Origin of the sequence: Sorangium sp. So ce381 (assembly GCF_051473845.1) — a bacterium.
GTDB lineage: Bacteria > Myxococcota_A > Polyangia > Polyangiales > Polyangiaceae > Sorangium > Sorangium atrum.
In genome coordinates this window covers 9,631,614-9,650,918 of the sequence record NZ_CP150336.1, presented here as the reverse complement: position 1 = coordinate 9,650,918, position 19,305 = coordinate 9,631,614, and the positions used below count along the sequence as shown (strand labels likewise).

Sequence of the window (19,305 nt, the reverse complement as noted above, 5' to 3'; positions counted from 1 at the left end):
CCGCTCGCGGGAGAAGCGTATTCCTGCGCGGAGAGCTCGGCACTTCGGATTCTTGTATTTGCGCGCTGCGGCATGGCCGTGAGCGAGCCGGCGCCGGGGTCCGGCTCCCTCTCCCGCGGCTGCGGACCGCGCTGGGCCCGTTCCGCTCTCCCGCGGCCCGCCGCTCGTGCATCCGGGGGCTGGTCGGCGGCGAGTCGGCCCGAAGCCAGGGGCAGCTTGCGCAAATTTCGATGCCGGGCATTCTGCCTGTGCGACGGGCCCTTGGCGTCCGGCGAAACCTTCCCGATAATCCCGACCCGTTCAACCCTCGAGAAAACAGTGGAAACGAAAAATTCTACCATCATTTACACGAAGACGGACGAGGCGCCGGCCTTGGCCACCTATTCGCTCCTCCCGATCGTCGAGGCGTTCACGAAGGCCGCCGGGGTCCGGGTCGAGACGCGCGACATCTCCCTGGCGGGCCGCATCCTCGCCAACTTCCCCGAGCGCCTGACGGACAACCAGAAGCTAGGCGACCACCTGGCGGAGCTCGGCGAGCTGGCCAAGACGCCAGACGCCAACATCATCAAGCTACCCAACATCAGCGCCTCCATTCCGCAGCTCGTGGCCGCCATCAAGGAGCTGCAGCAGCAGGGCTACGCCGTGCCGGACTATCCCTCCGAGCCGAAGACCGAGGAGGAGAAGGCGATCAAGGCGCGTTACGCCAAGGTGCTCGGCAGCGCCGTGAACCCCGTCCTGCGCGAGGGCAACAGCGATCGCCGCGCCTCGCCGGCCGTCAAGGACTACGCCAAGAAGCACCCGCACTCGATGGGCGCGTGGAGCCGTGAGTCGAAGAGCCACGTCGCGCACATGTCGAGCGGCGACTTCTACGGCAGCGAGAAGTCGGTCGTGGTGGACAAGGCGCAGGAGCTGAAGATCGAGCTCGTCGCCGGCGGCAAGACGACAGTGCTCAAGGCGAGCGTCAAGGTGCAGGCGGGCGAGGTTGTCGACGCCAGCGTGATGAGCGCCAAGGCCCTGCGCGCGTTCTACGCCGAGCAGGTGGCGGACGCGAAGAAGCAAGGTGTGCTGTTCTCCCTGCACCTCAAGGCCACGATGATGAAGGTCAGCGACCCGATCCTCTTCGGGCACGCCGTCAGCGTGTTTTACGCCGAGGCGCTCGAGAAGCACGCGGCCACGCTGGCCAAGGTCGGCTTCGACCCGAACAACGGCATCGGCGACCTGTACACCAAGATCCAGAGCTTGCCGGCAGACGAGAAGGCGGCGATCGAGGCGGACATCAAGGCCCTCTACGAGCAGCGCCCGACGCTGGCCATGGTCGACTCCGACCGCGGCATCACCAACCTGCACGTGCCCTCGGACGTGATCATCGACGCCTCGATGCCGGCGGCCATCCGCTCCAGCGGCAAGATGTACGGCACGGATGGCAAGCTCTACGACGCCAAGTTCACGATCCCCGATCGCTCCTACGCCGGCATCTACCAGGCGACGATCGAGTTCCACAAGCAGCACGGGGCGTTCGACCCGCGCACGATGGGCACCTCGCCGAACGTGGGGCTCATGGCGCAGGCCGCGGAGGAGTACGGCTCACACGACAAGACCTTCAAGATCGCCGAGAGCGGCACGGTGCGCGTCGTCGACGCCGCCGGCAACGCCCTGCTGGAGCAGAAGGTCGAGGCCGGCGACGTCTTCCGCGCTTGCCAGACGAAGGACATCGCGATCAAGGATTGGGTCAAGCTGGCCGTCTCCCGCGCGCGCGCCACCGGCGCCCCGGCGGTGTTCTGGCTCGACGAGAACCGCGCCCACGACAAGAACCTGATCGACAAGGTCAAGGCTTACCTGCCCGAGCACGACACCAAGGGTCTGGAGCTCCCGATCAAGAGCCCGGTGGAGGCGATCAAGTTCACGCTTGCCCGCATGAAGGAGGGCAAGGACACCATCAGCGTCACCGGCAATGTGCTGCGCGACTACCTGACGGACCTGTTCCCGATCCTGGAGCTCGGAACCAGCGCCAAGATGCTCTCCATCGTGCCGCTGCTGGCCGGTGGTGGTCTGTACGAGACCGGCGCCGGCGGCTCGGCGCCGAAGCACGTCCAGCAGCTGCAGAAAGAGAACTACCTGCGCTGGGACTCGCTCGGTGAGTTCCTGGCGCTGCAGGTCTCGATCGAGGACCTCGCCAACAAGACCAACAACGCCAAGGCCAAGGTGCTCGCCAAGGCGCTGGACACGGCGATCGGCCTGTTCCTCGAGAACAACAAGAGCCCGGCGCGCAAGGTCGGCGAGATCGACAACCGCGGCAGCCACTTCTACCTCGCGCTCTACTGGGCGCAGTCCCTCGCGAAGCAGACCGAGGACAAGGAGCTGGCGACCAAGTTCGGCAAGCTCGCCCAGACCCTGACGGACAACGAGTCGAAGATCGACGGCGAGCTGATCGGCGCGCAGGGCAAGCCCGTCGACCTCGGCGGTTACTACCATTTCGACGATCAGAAGACGTTCGCCGCGATGCGGCCCAGCGCCACGCTGAACGCGGCCATCGACGGCTTCTCCTGAGCCGCGCCGGGTCCCCGCCGAGCGCGCGCGTGTCCACAGGCGACGCGCTCGGCGGCGACGGCCGTTCAACCACCGTGCGACCGAGTCTCGCGCCGGGGGAGCGCCTTGACGCCCACCACCAAGCGATGACACCATGTCTGAAATCGTTTGGTGGACTGGAGCAGGGAATGGCCGGACGAGGACGATCGAACAGCGGAGATAAGCCCAAGCCTGGCGCTGGCGGCGGTGAAGAAATCGCTCGAGAGAAGCTGGACCCGTTCGAAGGGAAGGACTCATTCGACGGTGAGACGTTCGATGGGCTCACCCTGGAACGAGCGGACCTGAGCGATCGAGATTTCTGCGGCTGTGTGTTCCGGCGTTCGAAGCTCGGCGAGAGCCGCTGGACGCGCGCTCGGCTCGAGAACTGTGTATTCGAGAGCTGCGATCTGACCAAGGCCGACCTCACCATGCTCTCGCTGCGCGGCGTGGCGTTCAACTCCTGCAAGCTGATGGGCGTCGACTGGACGAACATCGCGAAATTCCCCGACGTGTCGTTCGAGGATTGCGACTTGCGGTATGTCATCATGGATTCGCTCGCGCTGCGCAAGACGCGCTTCGAGCGGTGCGCGGTCACCGAATCGGTGTTCGCCGCGACGGACCTCGCCGGGGCGGTGTTCGAGGAGTGCCGCTTCGCGGGGACGCGCTTCGAGGACTGCGACCTTCGAAACGCGCAGTTCCCTCGATCCCAGGATCTGTTCATCGATCCGGCGAAGAACAACGTGAAGGGCGCCCGCATCCCGCTTGAGGCGGCGATCCTCCTCGCGGCCTCGTTCGGCATGCACGTGCTCGGATTCACGGAGAAGGACGGCAGATAACGGCGCGGGCCGCCGTGCGCCGCGGCCTCGAACGATTTGCATCCTTCACGGCTTCACGGCGCTCCCGAGCTCAGCCGGGAGCGCCGCGTCGAGCCAGGCCTCGAACGTGCTCGACAGCGCGCAGGTCGCCGCGCCGCCGCAGAGGTCCGCGCGTTTCGCCGCGAGCTCGCCCTCGATCGCCTCCCGCGTGGCGCCCAGCGCGCGCGCGCAGACGAGGTTCTTCGCCGTCTGAGCGACGTTCACGCCGCTGCCGGCCGTCACGACGATCGCCGCGGGCTTCTTGCCGCACGCGCGGCCGAGCGCCCCCGTCGCGCTGGCGTCGGTCGCTGAAAATGAGCCGTCCTGCACCGAATGGAAATAGAACTTCGGCCCGGTCACACGCGACGGGCAGCTCTTCACGCCGCAGTCCGCGCCGAGCCACGCGACGAAGGGACCGTAGCTCCCGATGTCAGGCCGCATGTCGTGATCGAGGTGCTCGATGCCGAGGCCGCCGGAGACGCTCGGGGCCTTCGCATAGGCGGACACCGCTCCGTTCGAGAACGTCCAGACCGGGCTCGGCGCCGCCGGCTTCGCGCCCGCGGCAAGCGCGTTGAGCTCATAGGGGACGATGAGCTCGTCGTTGCCGTCGTCGTCGAAGTCATAGACGTTCAACGCGGAGATCGCGAGTCCACCGGGCGCGACCTCGATCGTTCCCAGCGGCGCCGCGGAGCGCTTGCCTTCGAGGTCGATCCGTACCACCTCGATGTCGAAGGCGAGCGCGCGCGCCGCGCCCTCGCCGGCGCCCGCGAATCGCGTCAGCGACAGCGCCCAGGAGCCGAGCCCCGCCGGCTGGCAGACCCCGAACTTCGGCAGGCGCGTCGCCTCGGCCGCCGAGACCTTCTCGGGCCCTTCGAGCTTCTGCGCGTCGGAGATGCGCGCTCGGTTCTGATCGAGGAGCTCCTGGCAAGCGCGCCGGTGCGACACCACGGAGCCGGCCCAGTCGAGCTTCGCGGTCGTCCCGTCGATCTGGAGCTCGTAGCGCGTGTCGGTCCACTCCAGCGTGACGGTCTGCTTGGCTTCGGCCCGGAACGGCGCGACGAGCCGGAGCTCGCCGCGCTCGTCGGCGAGGACCTCGTTCGACGGGCCCGCGTCGGGATCCTCGCCGGCGTCGGCGGCCGTCGCGGGCTCGCTCGGCTTTTCGGCTGCGGCCTCCGCGCTCGGATCGTGGAGCACCGCGCGGACGGGGTGCCCTCCGGTCCCGTTCTTCTTCCGGCAAAGCAGCTCGAGCCATCCATCGAGGCTCTTCGCTTCGCAGCCGAGGCCGACGGCCGCTGCGATCGACTCGCTCCGGCCGTCCTTGAAGGACGCCGGCGCACCAGAAGGCGCCGGCGCGGTCGACGACGGAGCCGGCTCGGTGGGCGCCGCAGCCGCGGGCGCGGCGGCCGACGAGGCTGCCTCCGCTGCGGCCGGCGACGCTGCCTCCGCTGCGGCCGCCGCCGGTGCGCTCGATCCGGCGCTCGGTCCCGAGCTCGCCGCCGGCAGGCCGGCCTCCTCGGATTTCTGACAGCCAACGAGAATCCCCAGCAGAAAGCAAGCGCTCAATGTTCTCATGGTCCGGTCCCCTGGATCTAGCAGCCTGCGTACCAGCTCGGAGGCACGGGTGAAATGCCTCTGCTGGCCCAAGGATCGGCCGTGGCGCGTGTCGGGGCGGCCACGGCTCGTGTTCCGGGCGCGCCGGGCGAACCGAGCTCGATCCTCGCCCGCCAGATCGGATAGGCTGTGCGTCCCATTCAATCGCGGCGTCAGGCGCCTGGAGAGAGCACATGAGCGAGTCCAGCATTCACGGGGGTTGCCTTTGCGGGGCGGTGACATTCGAGGTCGACCCGCCGTTCCAGTTGATGGCCCATTGCCATTGCTCGCGCTGTCGCAAAAGCACGGGCGCGGGCCACGGCACGAATCTGGCCGTCGATCCCGGCCAGCTCCGATGGCTGTCAGGGGAAGAGGCCATCACACGCTATGAGCTGCCCACGGCGAAGAGCTTCGGGAAGTGGTTTTGCAGCCATTGCGGGTGTCCCGTCCCGCGCCTGAGGCGGGGCGGCAAGATCATGGTCGTCCCGGCGGGGTCGCTGGATACGGCGCCGCCCATCTCGCCGACGGATCACATCTTCTGGGCATCCAGAGCGCCGTGGGGGTGCGCCAGCGGAGGGCTTCCGACCCACGATGAGTACCCAGCGTCGTGGTAGGACGACCGGGCGTGTCGTCCCCTCGAGCGTCGCGCAGGGTCAGCGGGTCACGCTGCTGTCCGGTCCGGCGCCCTTGGGGGGCTCGTAAGGCTCGGGGCTCTTGCCGACCGTCCTGAGGTTCACGAGCTTGTTGAGCAGATCGAACCAGAACGGCGCGCCGAGGGAGGCAGCGGCCGCGGTGATGAGGATGCCGGGGGTCAGGAGCCTGTCGAGCACCCCGCGGATCCAGCCGACGATGCCCTGGCCGAGGATCGCCGCGATCGCGTTCCAGAGCTTCGGAACGCTCGTGTGCTCGGGGGCCTTCACGCCCCAGGTGATCTCGACGTCGAGCCCGGTGAGCCGGGAGCGAGCGCCGCTGGCCTCGGCGATCGCGGACATGATGTCCTCGTTCTGATCGACGCCGCCGGCCTGGGGCGCGGCGCGGGGCGGCGACTTCGCTATCTCCTGCGCCGCCGCGATCAGCCGGGCGCGCACCACCGCGTCGCGCGAGAGCGCGCCCGCGAGGCGGATGCTGTCGGCGTTGAACCCGACGCAGAGGACGAGCGCCGTCGCGCTGATGATCAGCTGCGCGCGGCGCTTGTACCGGCCGGCGGCCCGGTCCATGGCGTCATTGAACCAGCGCTCCAGCCGGATGTTGGCCTCGCGCATGTCCTTGACCGTGGAGTCGACGATCGTTGTGAGGGCGCGCCGGAGATCGCTCTTCGGCGGCATGCTCCGGAGGATGTGCTTCAGCTCGTCGAGCGGGTCCTCGTCGCGGCTCGGCGCCGCCGCGATCTCGCCCGGCAGAGGCGCGGAGGCGCTCGCCTGCGGCGGCGGGACGCCGTCGCTCGCCTCCTGCGAAGGCACGGAAGCGGCGTCGCTCGTCGGCGACGCCGCGGCGCCGGCGCCGCTCGGCGAAGGCGTGGCGGCGGCGCCGGCCTGCGGGGGCGGCGCCGCGGCGCTGTCGGGCCAGGGGACCTGCCGCAGGGTGTCGATGAGCGCGGCCACGAACGCGTGCGACGGGATGTAGGACGGCCCTACCCAGCCGTACTTGAGATCCTTGATCAGCGGGTGCTCGCGGAGCCTCTCCGCGAGCGGGCTCGGGTGCGGTCCCGGCATCACCCGGGTGCGCACGAACACGACAGCGCCCCGCGCCACGCGCTTCATGACGTGCTCCAGCGGGGGGCTCTTGGGGGCGGCGGTATCGGCGGCGCCGGGCGACCGCTTCACGTGCGCGTCGAGCTCGCTATCGGCCAGCATGATCTCGATGCTCTGCGCCAGGTTGAGCGCGCGCAGCCGGAGCACGCCGGCGAGCGCCTCGTGGATGGCCGAGCAGAGGACGCTGAGCAGGAAGAAGACGCTGACGAGGCCGATCGCGATGTCGAGGGTCGTTCCCATGGGCATCCGGAAGGACAGGGCGCGCAGCGCAGGCCGGCGCGCGTCGCGCGCTCCCCCGGCCAGCAGGGACAGGGAGGAAGAGGCGGCCCTGCGAGCGCCCGTTCCCCGCCGCGGCCCGACCAGCAACTCCCCTCCGCGGCCCCATAAGCATACGCCACCCGGCGCCGCGGAGCGAGCGCGAGAGCGCGCCCGCTCCGCGCGTCATCCCACGCGTCATCCCACGCGTCATCCCCGCTCGATACCCCGGCATCTTGGTCTACCATCACGCCCCCGTGACGAGCTCCACGCTACCCCCCGAATCGCGGCGCAGCAGCGCGCCGCAGCCGCGCGCCTCCTGGGTCCAGGAGAGGACCGACCTCGACCGGACGACGCTGCGGCCCAGGCGCGCCCGGCTCGTGCACGAGCCGCCGCCGGCGTCGCCGCCCGGAACGCTCGTCATCGAGGAAACGCAGCGGCCGAAGATCTTCGTCATCGACTACGACGCCGAGGTCGTGTCCGAGAAGGAGATCCAGCGCGTCGACGAGTGCATCCCCTACCTCACGGACGACAGGCCCTCCATCACGTGGGTCGATGTCCGGGGGCTCGGGCACAAGGGGACCTTCGAGCGGCTGGGCGAGATCTTCCGTGTCCACCCGCTCGCGCTGGAGGACATGGTCAACGTGCCCCAGCGGCCGAAGGCCGACGTCTACGGCGGCGAGCACGTCCTCATCATCGCGCGGATGGTGCAGGTCAACGAGCGCTGCGTGCTGCGCACCGAGCAGCTGGCCATCCTGGTCGGCAAGAGCTTCGTCCTGACGGTGCAGGAAGAGGCCGACTGGGACGTCATGGAGGCGGTGCGGGAGCGAATCCGCACCGGCCGGGGCACGATCCGGGAGCGGGGCGCCGATTACCTGGCGTACGCGCTGCTCGACGCGGTGGTCGACGGCTTCTTCCCGGTGCTCGAGCGGCTCGGCGAGCACATCGAGGACCTGGAGGTCGAGGTGATCGACGCGAAGCGCCGGATGTCGAAGCCGATCCACGATCTGAAGCGGGATCTGCTCACGCTCCGGCGCGCGATCTGGCCGCAGCGCGATCTCGTCAACGCGCTGCTCCGCGAGGACAACCCGATCATCGCCAAGGACACGCGGCTCTACCTGCGCGACACGTACGATCACGCGGTGCAGCTGATGGACATGGTCGAGACCTACCGCGAGCTCAGCTCGGGCCTCATGGATCTCCACCTCTCCGGGATATCGAACAAGATGAACGAGATCATGAAGGTGCTCACGATCATCTCGACGATCTTCCTCCCGGTCACCGCCATTGCAGGCATCTACGGGATGAACTTCCACCACGAGACCTCGCCGTACAACATGCCGGAGCTCGACTGGTATTACGGCTATCCGTTCGTATGGCTCCTGATGCTGGCGAGCGTCGTCGGGCTGCTCACGTACTATCGCCGCAAGGGCTGGATCAGGAAGGACGACGACGGCGCCTGAACGGCGGCGAGCGCGGCGCGTCAGCGCTTCTTCGCGGGCGCGTAGAACGCGAGGTTCCTGAGCAGGCGCGGATCGCCGGGGCGGCGCGCGAGGGCCTTGCGCAGCGCCGCCTCGCCGGCGGCGAGCTCGCCGACGTGGAACGCGCTGGTCGCGACGAGGTCGAGCAACTTGTGCTCGTAGACCTCGGCGTCCACGAAGAGGGTGGCCTGGGCGGGGAAGGGGAGGGCGGCGCCGCGGGAGGCGAAGAGGTACGTCAGCGGCCAGCACCGCTGCCCGTACCAGTGCCAGGCGACGGCGAAGAGCGGCTCGGCGCGGTGCGGGCTGTGGGCGTGGGCGTCGAGGTAGCGCTGCTGCACCTCGGGCCAGGGGCGCCCGAGCGCGGCGGCGGTGCGCGCCATGCGGAACAGCGATTCGTAGACCTCCTCCTGCCAGCCGCCTAGCGCGGCGCGCCGCTCGTAGGCCTCGAACGCCTCCGCGTGCCGGCCGAGGCACTCCAGCGTCTGCGCGAGGTAGAAGGCGGCGCGGGCGTCGCGGGGAGATCGGGCCAGCGCGGCGGAGAGCAGCTCCAGGTCGCGCTGCCATCTCCGGGTCTGGGCGGCGGCGTCGCGGCGAGAGAGGTCGTGGACGATGTGGGCGTCGGGGACGCGGATCGAGGGGGGCGGCTCGCCTTCCTTGGAGAGCACCTCGTGGGTGGCGCCGACGTAGCGCCACCTGGCCGAGGCGCGGGCGAGCCGGGCGGAGTCATAGACGGAATCGCCATAGCGTACGCGGAGGTGGTAGGCGCCGTGCCCCGGGCCCGACGCGTCGCGGCGCTCCTCGCAGAAGCGACGGAGCGCGTCGCCCGCGACGAGGCGCTCGTCGCCGCTCAGCATCAGGGTGAACACGGCCGCGTCGCCGGCCAGATCGAGGGCGCGGCTGCGCGTCGTGCCGAAGTCGATGAAGGGCTCCTCGACGAGGTCGCCGGGGACACCGGCCATGGCGGAGCGCACCAGGGCCTGTGTGCCGTCGGTGGAGCCGGTGTCGAGGACGGTGAATCGGTCGACGTGGGGCCTGGCCGAGGCGAGGGTCTCGCGGATGGAGGGGGCCTCGTCCTTGACGATCATGACGAGCGCGAGGAGGGGGGGCGTCACGGGAGCAGTATGCCGCCGGACGCCGGTGGACCGGGGCAATTAAAAATTGAAGAGGAGACGGGCGCGCGCGCGCCGGAAAGCGGGAGAGGTGACGCGCGGCGGCGGAGGTGCGGGTACGCTCTCTGCGAATTGGTCGCGGCCCTGGCGTTCTGTATACTCTCCATGTCATCGCAATGAACATGCGTGGACGCTGGAGTGCTCTCCTGTTCATCGGCGCGGCGGCGCTCCTCGCGCTTGCCGGCAGGGCGGAGCGCGCCTCGCACGATTCGGGCTCTGCTCCCGGAGGGCACGGACCGCCGGGCCACCCGCACTTCGAGAAGGCGCTCGACGTGGAGGTGTTCCAGCGCGGAAACATCCACACGCACACGTCCCTGAGCGACGGGGACAGCGAGCCGCGCGACGTCGTCCGCTGGTACCGCGAGAACGGGTATTCCTTCGTGGCGGTGACAGACCACAACCAGCGCGTCGATCCTGCGATGTTCCAGGATCTCTCGTCGACGCCGGGTTTCGTCGTGATCCCCGGCGAAGAGATCACGATGTGGGCGGAGGGGAAGCCCGTGCACGTGAACGCGCTCTGTACGCGCGCGACGATCGGCGGGGGCGCTTTTCTGACGAAGGGGGAGGCGCTGAAGTGGGCGATCGGCCGTGTGTGGGCGGAGGGGGGTGTGGCGCTCATCAACCACCCGAATTTCGACTGGACGTTATCGGCCGGCGACCTCCTGGCGGCGCCCGCGGCGGAGCTCCTGGAGATCCACAGCGGGCACCCGTACGTGTACACGGACGGCGACGCGACGCGCCCGTCGCACGAGGCGCTATGGGACGCCGTGCTGACGGTGCGCGGCGCCGCGGGAGGGGGGATCGTGGGCGTCGCGGTGGACGATCTGCACCAGCTCATGGCCGGGTCGGGCGCGCCGCCCGCGGGGCCCGGCCGCGGGTTCATCGAGGTGTTCTCGCGGGAGGCGTCGCGCGCCGCGATCTGCAGCGCGCTCGCCGGGGGACGGCTCTACGCGTCGTCCGGGGCGAGGCTGCGGAGGATCGCGATCGCCGGGGACGCGTTCTCGGTCTGGCCGGTGGCGGCGGGCGCGGTCGTCGAGTTCGTCGGGCGGGGCGGGCGCGTGCTGGAGCGGCAGCAGCCCACGGAGGGCCGGGCGACGTACCGGCTCCGCGGCGGGGAGCGGTACGTGCGGGCGCGGATCACGCGGCCGGACGGGAAGCGGGCGTGGACGCCGGCGTACGCGACCGTGGAGCCGTGAGCGTCGCGGGCGTCGCGGGTGTCGGATTGCCCTCCCCGGTGGCTCACGCCCCCCCGCGCTTCCCGTCCAGCCGGGCCAGCACCGCCCGCGGCGACATCGTCGCCCGGTAGACATAGATCTCGCCGGCTTCGTCGTCGCCCAGCACCTCCTCGCTCACGCGGAGCTGCTTGCCGACCGCGAGCAGGATCCTCGCCGGAAACCCCTTCCGGATCAGCTCGACGCGCCGCCACACCGCGTCCCGGCTCCAGAACCCGAACGCCTCGAGGTACACCTCCTCCCCGGTCTCCGCGTTCAGGAACACCAGGTCAGGGACGCACACCACCTCTCCGGGCAGCGCGAACAGCCGCTCGTTCGGCGACACGGTCCAGGGCGACCCGAGCTTCCTGAACCCCTCGCAGAACGCGTCCAGCTCGGGTGTCGTCTCCGCGAGCTCGCGCCCATGGTACAGGAGGCCGTCCGCCGGGCCGATCTCGACAGCGAGCGGCTCCTTGTCGCGCCCCCAGCGCAGGTCGGCGCGCAGCCGGAACGAGGCGCACGAGAGCACCGACGGCAGGAACATCGCGAGCCGCAGCCCATACCGCTGCACCGCGTCGAACAGGCTGAACGGGCCGTCGAGCGCGATCGTGTAGCCGGAGACCGGATCGCCCTGGACCACGTGGATGAGCCCGTGGAAGCGCGCCGCCCGGAAGATCCGCCGGTACCGCTGGGCGCTCTCCCCCTCGATGCGGATCGTCACCTGCGTCGCCCGGAGGAGGATCGACTGCGCCAGCGCCAGGTTGTACCGATCCAGCAGGATCTCGGGCGCGTCCGCGGCCGCGCGCCGGAGGATCTCGGCGCCGCGCAGGTCGGCGTACAGGCCCGCCTCGATCGCGGCGGGCGTCGTGCCGAGCCGGGCGGCCACCTCGTCGAGCACGGCGGCGCGATCGAAGCGGGCGCGGACGTCGAGGGCGCGGTGCGCCGCCGCCGCCGCGTGGAACAGCTCGCGCCGGAGCGCCTCGGGATCGACGCCCTCCTGCACCTCGTACTCGCAGCCGTCCTCGAGCACCTTCCTCAGGCCGAGCGAGGCCACGCGATCCCGCGCGGGCACCTCGATGGCGTCGAGCGCGGCCTCGACGTCGTCGCGGCGCTCGCCGACGCGCTGCGAGAGGATGTCGAGGTACGCCCGCGCGACCGGCAGCAGGCGCTCGGCGGCCGCCCCGCGGAGGTACTGCGGCACCACCATCCCGCCCCGGCGGCGGACGCGGACGAGGTCACTGGTAAGCAACGTGCTCCCGGCGCTTGTCGCTCACCCGCTGCTCGCTCGTGCCGAGTGCCACGAGCTCGTAGAGGATCGCCGTCTTGTTCTCGCTCCGGCGCAGGATGCGGCCGAGCCGCTGGACGTGCTCCCGCACCGAGCCGCTGCCCGACAGGACGATCGCCACGTTGGCCTCGGGCACGTTGACCCCCTCGTTCAGCACCTTCGAGGTGACCACCGCCGACAGCGCGCCGCGGTTGAAGGCGTCGAGGATGGCGCTGCGCTCCTTCACCTTGGTCTGGTGGGTGATCGCCGGCAGCAGGAACTGCCGCGAGATCTGGTAGACCGTGGCGTTGTCCTCGGTGAAGACCAGGGTGCGATCGGCGCGGTGGGCGTGGAGCAGCCGGGCGAGGACGTCGATCTTGCCGGGCGCGCACAGCGCGAGGCTGCGCTGGCGGCGGTACGCCTCGAAGGCGCGGCGGCCGGCGTCGGACTGCGAGCTCAGCAGGATGAACTGGCCCCACCCCTCGGGCATGCGGATGCCGCTCGCGCGCAGAAAGCCGATGTACACGGCGCGCGCCGCCTCGTACGCGGCGCGCTCGTCGTCCGAGAGCGGCACCTCGAGCCGGACGACGTCGTAGGCCGCGAGGTACTGCCCGGAGAGCTCGGTGATCTCCCGGCGGAAGACGATCGGGCCGATGAGATCGTCGTAGCCCCGGCCGTCGGCGCGCTCGGGCGTGGCGGTGAGGCCGAGGCGGAAGGGCGCGAGGCACATCTTCGCGGCGAGCGCGTACGACGGGCTCGGCAGGTGGTGGCACTCGTCGAAGATCACGAGGCCGAAGCGGGCGCCGAGCCGGTCCATGTGGGCGTGCGCGGAGTCGTAGGTGGTCACCGTCAGGTCGAGGACGTCGTGATACCCGCCGCCGAGCAGGCCGATCGGGACGCCGAACGCGGCGGAGAGCCCGTCGTACCACTGGTTCAGGAGATCCAGGGTGGGGACGACCACGAGCGTGCTGCGCTGCCGGGCGGCGATCGCGAGCGTCGCGACGAACGTCTTGCCCGCGCCCGTCGGGAGCACGACAACGCCCCGGCTGCGCCGCCCGGCCCAGGCGTCGAGCGCCTCGCGCTGGTAGGGGAACGGGTCGTGCTTGGCGAGCGGCGCGAGCGGGAGCGCCTCGTACTTGCGGGCGCCGTCGGTGAACGGGACGCCGCGGGCGCGGAGCCTCAGGACGAGCTCGGCGTAGTCGATCGCCGGCACGCGGTAGACGCGCTCGCGCGCGTCCCAGCGGCAGGACGCGGGCAGGCACGCGGGGTCGAGCGGCGCGCCCTCGGCGGGATCGCCCGCGTCGCCGCCGCTGGGCTCGTCCGCGCGCTCGTCTGCGTTTGATGGCAGCGCGCTGCTGTCGATCGCAGGCGCAGCCGCGAGCGCCGGGCGCGGGGCGAGGCCTTCGATGCGGAGGGTGCCGCCCTGGAAGCTCAGGGCGATCGGCGCTGTGCGGACCGGCTCGGTCATCGGCGCGCTCTTTTGCCGCGGGCAGGGCCGCGTGCCAAGCGGAGATGGCCGACGATCAGGCCAGCTCGGTCGGCATGACCGAGGCGCCCCGGAGCGGCGCGCGGTAGCGCACCCAGACGAGGGGGGACTCGTGCAGCGTGATCGTGAGGGCGCTTCCGGCGCTCACCGGGAGCTTGCGGCCGAGCTCGCGGTGGATGTAGCGCGCGATGAGCTCCGGCGTCGAGCGCTTGCCCTCGAACGCGGGGTGTTCGTCGAGGTTCCGGTAGTCGATCTCGGCGAGCACGGCGCGCAGGCCATCCCGCAGCGCGCTCGTCTCGACCACCTGGCCGAGGGGCGAGAGCTCCTCGCGCTCCACCTCCACGCTGACCGTGTACGTCGCGCCGTGCAGGCGCTGCGCAGGGCCGAACTGCACGCCCTTGAGGCTGTGGGCCACCATGATGTGATCGCGGACGCCGACGGTGTACATGGGTCCACTATACCCGCCGCACCGGCGCTGGAGGGAGATCCCAATCGCCTGTCACGGCACACCGGAGTAAGGTGGGGGCGACCCCCCCATCCAGCCCCCGCCGCGGCGGACGGGTTCGTGCGGGACGCAGTGACCGGTTGACCGTTGCCAGGGAGGATCGCCGATGAACAGCGAAGCGAGCGTGCTGGCCCCAGGGTTCCTCATCGCGTCGCCGCCGCTCGGCGATCCGAACTTCGACCGGACGGTCGTGCTCTTGGCGGTGCACAGCGAGGGCGGGGCGCTGGGGTTCGTGGTGAACAGGCCAGCGCCGATGACGCTGGGGGAGCTCCTGTCGTTCGCGGGTTATGGCAACGACCTGAAGGACCCGGCGCCGGTTTACCTCGGCGGGCCGGTCCAGCCGAGCTCGGGGTGGATCCTGTGCCTCGATCCGGCGCTCGGGGCCGAGGAGACGGGCGTGATCCCGGTGGGCTCGCGGGTGCGGGTCACGTCGTCCCGGAGCGCGTTCGACACGCTCGCGGCCGACGCGGTGCGCGGCACGGCCGCCGCGGATCCGCGGCGCAGGACGGTGCTCCTCGGTTATAGCGGCTGGGGGCCCGGCCAGCTCGAGCGAGAGATCGCCGCGGGCGCGTGGCTGCCCGTGGCCCTCGACGAGGGGATCCTGTTCGACGTGGCGGCGGACCAGCGCTGGGAGCAGGCCTATGCGCTGCTCGGCCTGCGCCCCATAGAGGTCATGTCGATGCGCAGCATCGGAGAAGCCTGAGAGCACACGACACGAGAGGAGTCCTATGGAGATCAACATCGGAATCGATGCCAAGAACCGCGAGCTGATCGGCGCCGGGCTGGGACGCGTCCTCGCCGACACGTACACGCTCTATCTGAAGACCCACAATTTCCACTGGAACGTCACGGGGCCCATGTTCCAGACGCTCCACCTCATGTTCGAGCAGCAGTACAACGAGCTGGCGCTCGCCGTGGACCTTGTCGCCGAGCGCATCCGGGCCCTCGGCCTCCCCGCGCCGGGGACCTACAAGCAGTTCGTCGCGCTCTCGACCATCAAGGAGGACGACGGCGTCCCCAAGGCCACGGACATGATCAAGCGCCTCGTCGAGGGCCACGAGACGGTCGCGCGCACGGCGCGTGAGCTCTTCCCCGTGGCCGAGAACGCCAACGATCAGCCCACCTGCGATCTCATCACCCAGCGCCTGCAGGTCCACGAGAAGACCGCCTGGATGCTGCGCAGCCTGCTCGAGTAACCCCCCGCGTCGCGACGCCGGTCGAGCTGCGGAGAGGGGATCCCTCGATGCCGCCGGCCGGACTGGAGCGGCGGTGAAGGCGCGGCGGACCTGGCAGGGAGCCTGTGGGCGTGGACGCTGGACTGGCACGGCGACGAGAACCCGGCTCAGCGCGCGTTCTTGACGAGGAACCCCTCGCCGTCGATCGCCACGGCGCGCTCCTTCAGCAGGCGGCCGACGGCCCGCTTGAACGCCTTCTTGCTCAGGCCGAAGAGCGCCCGGATCTCCTCCGGGCTCGAGCGATCGCCGACCCTCGGCGCGCCCGGGCGCGAGAGCCGGGCGAGGATCTCCTGCGCGTCGTTCTCGACCTCCTCGTGCGCGTGACCGCGGAGCGAGAGCTCGATCCTCCCGTCGGGCAGCACGCTCGCCACGCGGAACCGCGCCGCCTGGCCGCGGGAGAGCGCGTGCGGCTCGTGGGCGGGGAGCAGGCCGACGAACCTGCGCTCGACGATGACGAAGAGGCCGATCCCCGGCTCGTTGCGCCACGCCTCGCCCTCGATCCACTCGTCGAGATCGAACTCGCCCTCGTCGCGCAGCATCTCGCTCACGCGCATCGTCCCCGCGAGGCGCCCGGTCCTGTCCACGAGCAGCCCCACCGGGTGCCGCTCGCCGACCCGCGGGTCGCGGGTCTGCTCCGCGCGGGGGATGAGCAGCTCCTTGGGCAAGCCCCAGTCGACGAAGGCGCCGAAGGGCGCGACGTCGGTGACCGCCAGAAAGGCGACCTCGCCGAGCGTGACCTTCGGCCGGCGCGTCGTGGCGATGGGGCGATCCTCGGAGTCGAGGTACACGAAGACCTCGAGCGCGTCTCCCTCCCTGGCGCCCTCGGGCACCTCGCTGCGCGGCAAGAGGAGCACCGGCGCGTCCGGGCGAAGGTCGTCCGGATCGGCCGAGAGGAAGGCGCCCGGCGGGCCGAACCGCCGCACCGGCAGGGTCACCACGCGCCCGAGGAGATGGTCGTACGGCATCGGCGCGCAGTCTTGCACAGGGCCAGGGCGCGCGGTCGGTCGGTCGCGTCTCTTTTTGACGCGATGACCTCCCGATCCCACAAATGAAGTCGAAGCTGCCTGAAAGATGCCAATGGCGAGCTGCCAAGGTGCCAGGGACGCCAAGGGCGGCATGTCCTCTCGGCGCGCTCGATGGTTCATTTCTCGCTTGAACGACGCGAGCGATCTTCTAAGAAGGCGAACGGGGTGAAGCTCCTCCAGGTCCTTCGGGGCGTGCCGCCCGCCGTGGCTCCGCGCGCGACGAGCGCGTCTCGTCGGGCGTGGAAGCGACTCGCGGTCGCCGCCGGTCTCCTGCTCGTCGCGCCCGTCGTCGTGGCGCACGGCCGCGTATGGCTCGACGGCGCGGCGCCGTCCGAGAGCTCTGGCAGCCCCGCGCGCGGCCGGCTGCTGCACGGGCACCCGCTCCGCCCCTCGGGGCCCGGCTACGTGACCTACTCCTACCTGGGCGCCAGCCTCGGGCGCCAGTACGTGCACGGCGCCGTTCGCGGCGCGCTGGAGGAGGCGTTCGCCGCGTGCGCGGCCGCCAGGCCAGGGCGGCGCTTCGTCGTCGGGGAGACGGGCCACCGCGATGGCGGCCCGTTCTGGCCGCACCGCACGCACCAGAACGGGCTCAGCGTCGATATCTTCGTCCCGCTGCGCGACGGCGCGGGGCGGCCCGCGGACGTGTCGACCTATCCCTGGAACAAGCTCGGTTATGGCCTCGAGTTCGACGCGCAGGGCCGGTGGGGCGAGCTATTGATCGATTTCGACGATCTCGCGCGGCTCCTGTCGGCGCTGGACGAGAAGGCCAGGCCAAGGAAGCTCCGGATCCAGCGGATTTTCCTCGCGCCTGAGTACGTGCCGCTGCTGCTCGCGAGCCCCGCGGGCCGCACGCTTGGCTCCCTCGCAGGGGCGATCCCACGCGGCCCGGTGTGGTGGCGGCACGACGAGCACGTGCACATCGATTTTGCGTTCGCGGCCGGCGGCCCGCGCTGAGCGAAGCCATCGACGGGTGATGGCGCCGGAGCCGCTCGCGCTGCTCCTTCTGCCAGCCCCCACCCACGACCGAGTCAGGCCCCTCGCTCTCCTCCACGCACGAGGCCGGCGGCTTGACGAGCCGGTTCCATGACGTTACCGCTGGGAAGGCCCGCGAGCGGCGCGGGTCGCGCGTCGCGCAGCGGTGAGGCGTGGAGCCCGCCATGGACGACAGCTCCGGATACCGCATGTACGTGTTCCGCAGCGGCCGCCGCGACGTCCCGGGGCGGCGGCTCGTCGACGAGCTCGCGGTCGACCTCCAGGCGATCGCCGGCCCCGGAGGCGCGGAGCGCCCTCGCGACGTCGTGCTCCGCGCCTTGATCCGCGCTGGCGAGCTCGAGTCCATCCTCACCGACGCCGGCGCGGAGGGCGCCTCGGCGCTGGCGCAGCTCACCGACGATCTCGCCGCCGCGCTGATCGACGGTGACGGCGCGCTCGCGATCGCGGACGGCCCGACGTCTGACCACGGACAGCCCGACGTCTGGCCGCGACCAGCCAGACGTCTGGCCACGCCCGAGGTCCTCATGGCCGTCGAGGTCCCGGCGACCGTCTCGACCTCGCCGCCCGAGGGGTTCTCGTTCTACGCGCTCTACCCGCTCGATTTCGCCCGGCTGGCCGAGCGGCTCGCGTCCCCGCCGGCGCCGGTCCGGGTCGTCGGCATCCGCAGCATCGGCACGACCCTGAGCGCGGTGACGGCCGCGGCGCTTCGCCGGCAGGGGATCCGGGCCGGGCGCATCACCGTGCGCCCATCAGGTCACCCCTATGACCGCCGCGTCGAGCTCGACACCGGGCAGCTCCGCTGGGTCGAGGACGGCATCGCTGAGGGAGCGCGGTTCTGGGTCGTCGACGAGGGGCCGGGCCTCAGCGGCTCCTCGTTCCTCGCCGCCGGCGACTCCCTGGTTCACGCGGGCGTCCCGCGCGCCAGCATCGTTTTCCTCGGCTCCCGCGCGCCCGACCCCGACGCGCTCGTCGCGCCGGACGGCGCCCGCCGCTGGAGGTCCTTCCGTTCGGAGCGCGCCGAAGGCGGTGCGCAGCTCCCCGGCGACGCGGGCGAGCCCATCGGCGCCGGGGCGTGGCGCCGCCGCTGCTACGAGGACGAATCGCGCTGGCCGCCCTCCTGGACATCCATGGAGCGCCTCAAATACCTTTCCCGCGACGAACGCCGGATCCTCAAGTTCGAAGGGATGGGCCGCTACGGGGCCGAGTGTCTGGAGCGGGCACACGGCATCTTCCGGGCCGGCTTTGGGCTGGAGCCGCGCGACGAGGGCCAGGGGTTCTTCTCGTATCCATGGCTCCCTGGCCGCCCGCTCCAGGCCGATGAGCTATCCGCCGCGGAGCTCGATCGCCTCGCCGACTACTGCGCCTTTCGCGCCTCGGCCTTCCCTGTGCCGAGCCCTGCGGCCGACGAGCTCATCGCGATGGCACGCACCAATTTCTCGCTGGAGATGCGGAGGGAGCTCCCGGGTGAGCTCCACCTGGAGCTCGCGCGTCCGGTGATCGTCGATGGCAGGATGGATCCCCACGAGTGGCGCAGATCCGCCTCGGGCGAGCTGGTCAAGGTGGACGCCTGCGGGCACGGCGACGATCACTTCCTCCCTGGCCCCGCGGACATCGCCTGGGATCTCGCCGGCGCCATCGTCGAGTGGCGGATGCCGCGAGGCGCCCGGCGCGCCTTCCTGGATCGATATCGGCGCCGCTCCGGCGATGATCCCGAGCGGCGCCTGCCGGCGTATCTCCTCGCCTACACCCTCCTGCGTCTGGGTCACGCCGCGATGGCCTCGGCGTCGCTCGCGGACGAAGGCGAGGCGCTGCGCCTCTCCGCGGCGCGGCACCGCTATCGCGCGGCCCTGATCGAGGGCCTCCGCCCCGCGGCCGCCTCGGGGGCGCTCGGCTAGCATCGCGCGCCGGAAATCACGACAGG

At 70.9% G+C, this 19,305-nt stretch carries 16 protein-coding genes; 9 read left to right on the top strand and 7 right to left on the bottom strand.

Going from position 1 to position 19,305, the window contains the following annotated elements; translation table 11 throughout:
* The first annotated feature begins 318 nt into the window (after positions 1-318).
* Both WMF29_RS36270 and WMF29_RS36265 read left to right on the top strand, forming a co-directional pair.
* Positions 319-2,547 carry an NADP-dependent isocitrate dehydrogenase gene (locus tag WMF29_RS36270; protein WP_437324680.1) on the top strand — a complete coding sequence of 743 codons (2,229 nt, stop codon included), beginning with the start codon at positions 319-321 and terminating at the stop codon, positions 2,545-2,547.
* Positions 2,548-2,714: 167 nt separating this feature from the next.
* A complete protein-coding gene (locus tag WMF29_RS36265) occupies positions 2,715-3,401 on the top strand; it encodes a pentapeptide repeat-containing protein (protein ID WP_437324679.1) in 687 nt (228 codons plus the stop codon).
* Positions 3,402-3,446: 45 nt separating this feature from the next.
* Here WMF29_RS36265 and WMF29_RS36260 read toward each other — a convergent pair whose 3' ends face one another.
* Positions 3,447-4,991, bottom strand: coding sequence for a hypothetical protein (locus tag WMF29_RS36260; protein ID WP_437324678.1), 1,545 nt, complete (start codon positions 4,989-4,991; stop codon positions 3,447-3,449).
* Between the two features lie 212 nt (positions 4,992-5,203).
* On the opposite strand from WMF29_RS36260, the gene WMF29_RS36255 reads away from it, so the two are divergent.
* Positions 5,204-5,623, top strand: coding sequence for a GFA family protein (locus tag WMF29_RS36255; protein ID WP_307730557.1), 420 nt, complete (start codon positions 5,204-5,206; stop codon positions 5,621-5,623).
* Positions 5,624-5,662: 39 nt separating this feature from the next.
* On the opposite strand, the gene WMF29_RS36250 is transcribed toward WMF29_RS36255, so the two are convergent.
* Positions 5,663-7,000, bottom strand: coding sequence for a hypothetical protein (locus WMF29_RS36250; RefSeq protein WP_437324677.1), 1,338 nt, complete (start codon positions 6,998-7,000; stop codon positions 5,663-5,665).
* Between the two features lie 272 nt (positions 7,001-7,272).
* Between WMF29_RS36250 and corA the strand changes: the two genes are divergently transcribed.
* On the top strand, positions 7,273-8,478 hold the full coding sequence (gene corA, locus WMF29_RS36245; RefSeq protein WP_437324676.1) for a magnesium/cobalt transporter CorA: 1,206 nt from the start codon (positions 7,273-7,275) through the stop codon (positions 8,476-8,478).
* Between the two features lie 20 nt (positions 8,479-8,498).
* Here corA and WMF29_RS36240 read toward each other — a convergent pair whose 3' ends face one another.
* On the bottom strand, positions 8,499-9,608 hold the full coding sequence (locus tag WMF29_RS36240) for a glycosyl transferase (RefSeq protein ID WP_437324675.1): 1,110 nt from the start codon (positions 9,606-9,608) through the stop codon (positions 8,499-8,501).
* A 173-nt stretch (positions 9,609-9,781) separates the two neighbouring features.
* Here WMF29_RS36240 and WMF29_RS36235 point away from each other — a divergent pair, with 173 nt between their 5' ends.
* Positions 9,782-10,861 carry a PHP domain-containing protein gene (locus WMF29_RS36235; protein WP_437324674.1) on the top strand — a complete coding sequence of 360 codons (1,080 nt, stop codon included), beginning with the start codon at positions 9,782-9,784 and terminating at the stop codon, positions 10,859-10,861.
* A 43-nt stretch (positions 10,862-10,904) separates the two neighbouring features.
* On the opposite strand, the gene WMF29_RS36230 is transcribed toward WMF29_RS36235, so the two are convergent.
* The 3 genes from WMF29_RS36230 to WMF29_RS36220 are packed head-to-tail and all read right to left on the bottom strand — an operon-like array spanning position 10,905 to position 14,074.
* Entirely contained in the window at positions 10,905-12,125 is a 1,221-nt protein-coding gene (locus WMF29_RS36230; RefSeq protein WP_272095807.1) for a DUF790 family protein, read from the bottom strand.
* Positions 12,112-13,608 (bottom strand): DEAD/DEAH box helicase, encoded by a 1,497-nt coding sequence (locus WMF29_RS36225; RefSeq protein WP_437324673.1) that lies wholly within the window; start codon positions 13,606-13,608, stop codon positions 12,112-12,114. Before WMF29_RS36225 ends, WMF29_RS36230 begins: the two co-directional genes overlap by 14 nt.
* A 55-nt stretch (positions 13,609-13,663) precedes the next feature.
* Entirely contained in the window at positions 13,664-14,074 is a 411-nt protein-coding gene (locus WMF29_RS36220) for a 6-pyruvoyl trahydropterin synthase family protein (protein WP_272095805.1), read from the bottom strand.
* Between the two features lie 163 nt (positions 14,075-14,237).
* On the opposite strand from WMF29_RS36220, the gene WMF29_RS36215 reads away from it, so the two are divergent.
* On the top strand, positions 14,238-14,834 hold the full coding sequence (locus tag WMF29_RS36215; RefSeq protein ID WP_437294584.1) for a YqgE/AlgH family protein: 597 nt from the start codon (positions 14,238-14,240) through the stop codon (positions 14,832-14,834).
* Between the two features lie 25 nt (positions 14,835-14,859).
* A complete protein-coding gene (locus tag WMF29_RS36210) occupies positions 14,860-15,327 on the top strand; it encodes a Dps family protein (protein ID WP_157907930.1) in 468 nt (155 codons plus the stop codon).
* A gap of 146 nt (positions 15,328-15,473) precedes the next feature.
* Here the strand turns inward: WMF29_RS36210 and WMF29_RS36205 are convergent, their stop codons facing one another.
* A complete protein-coding gene (locus tag WMF29_RS36205) occupies positions 15,474-16,331 on the bottom strand; it encodes a CvfB family protein (protein WP_437324672.1) in 858 nt (285 codons plus the stop codon).
* Between the two features lie 225 nt (positions 16,332-16,556).
* Here WMF29_RS36205 and WMF29_RS36200 point away from each other — a divergent pair, with 225 nt between their 5' ends.
* Both WMF29_RS36200 and WMF29_RS36195 read left to right on the top strand, forming a co-directional pair.
* Complete coding sequence (locus WMF29_RS36200) at positions 16,557-17,345, top strand: penicillin-insensitive murein endopeptidase (RefSeq protein WP_437324671.1); 789 nt, start codon at positions 16,557-16,559, stop codon at positions 17,343-17,345.
* A gap of 203 nt (positions 17,346-17,548) precedes the next feature.
* Positions 17,549-19,279: a hypothetical protein gene (locus WMF29_RS36195; protein WP_437324670.1), complete on the top strand. Its 1,731-nt coding sequence runs from the start codon at positions 17,549-17,551 to the stop codon at positions 19,277-19,279.
* Positions 19,280-19,305 lie beyond the last annotated feature (26 nt).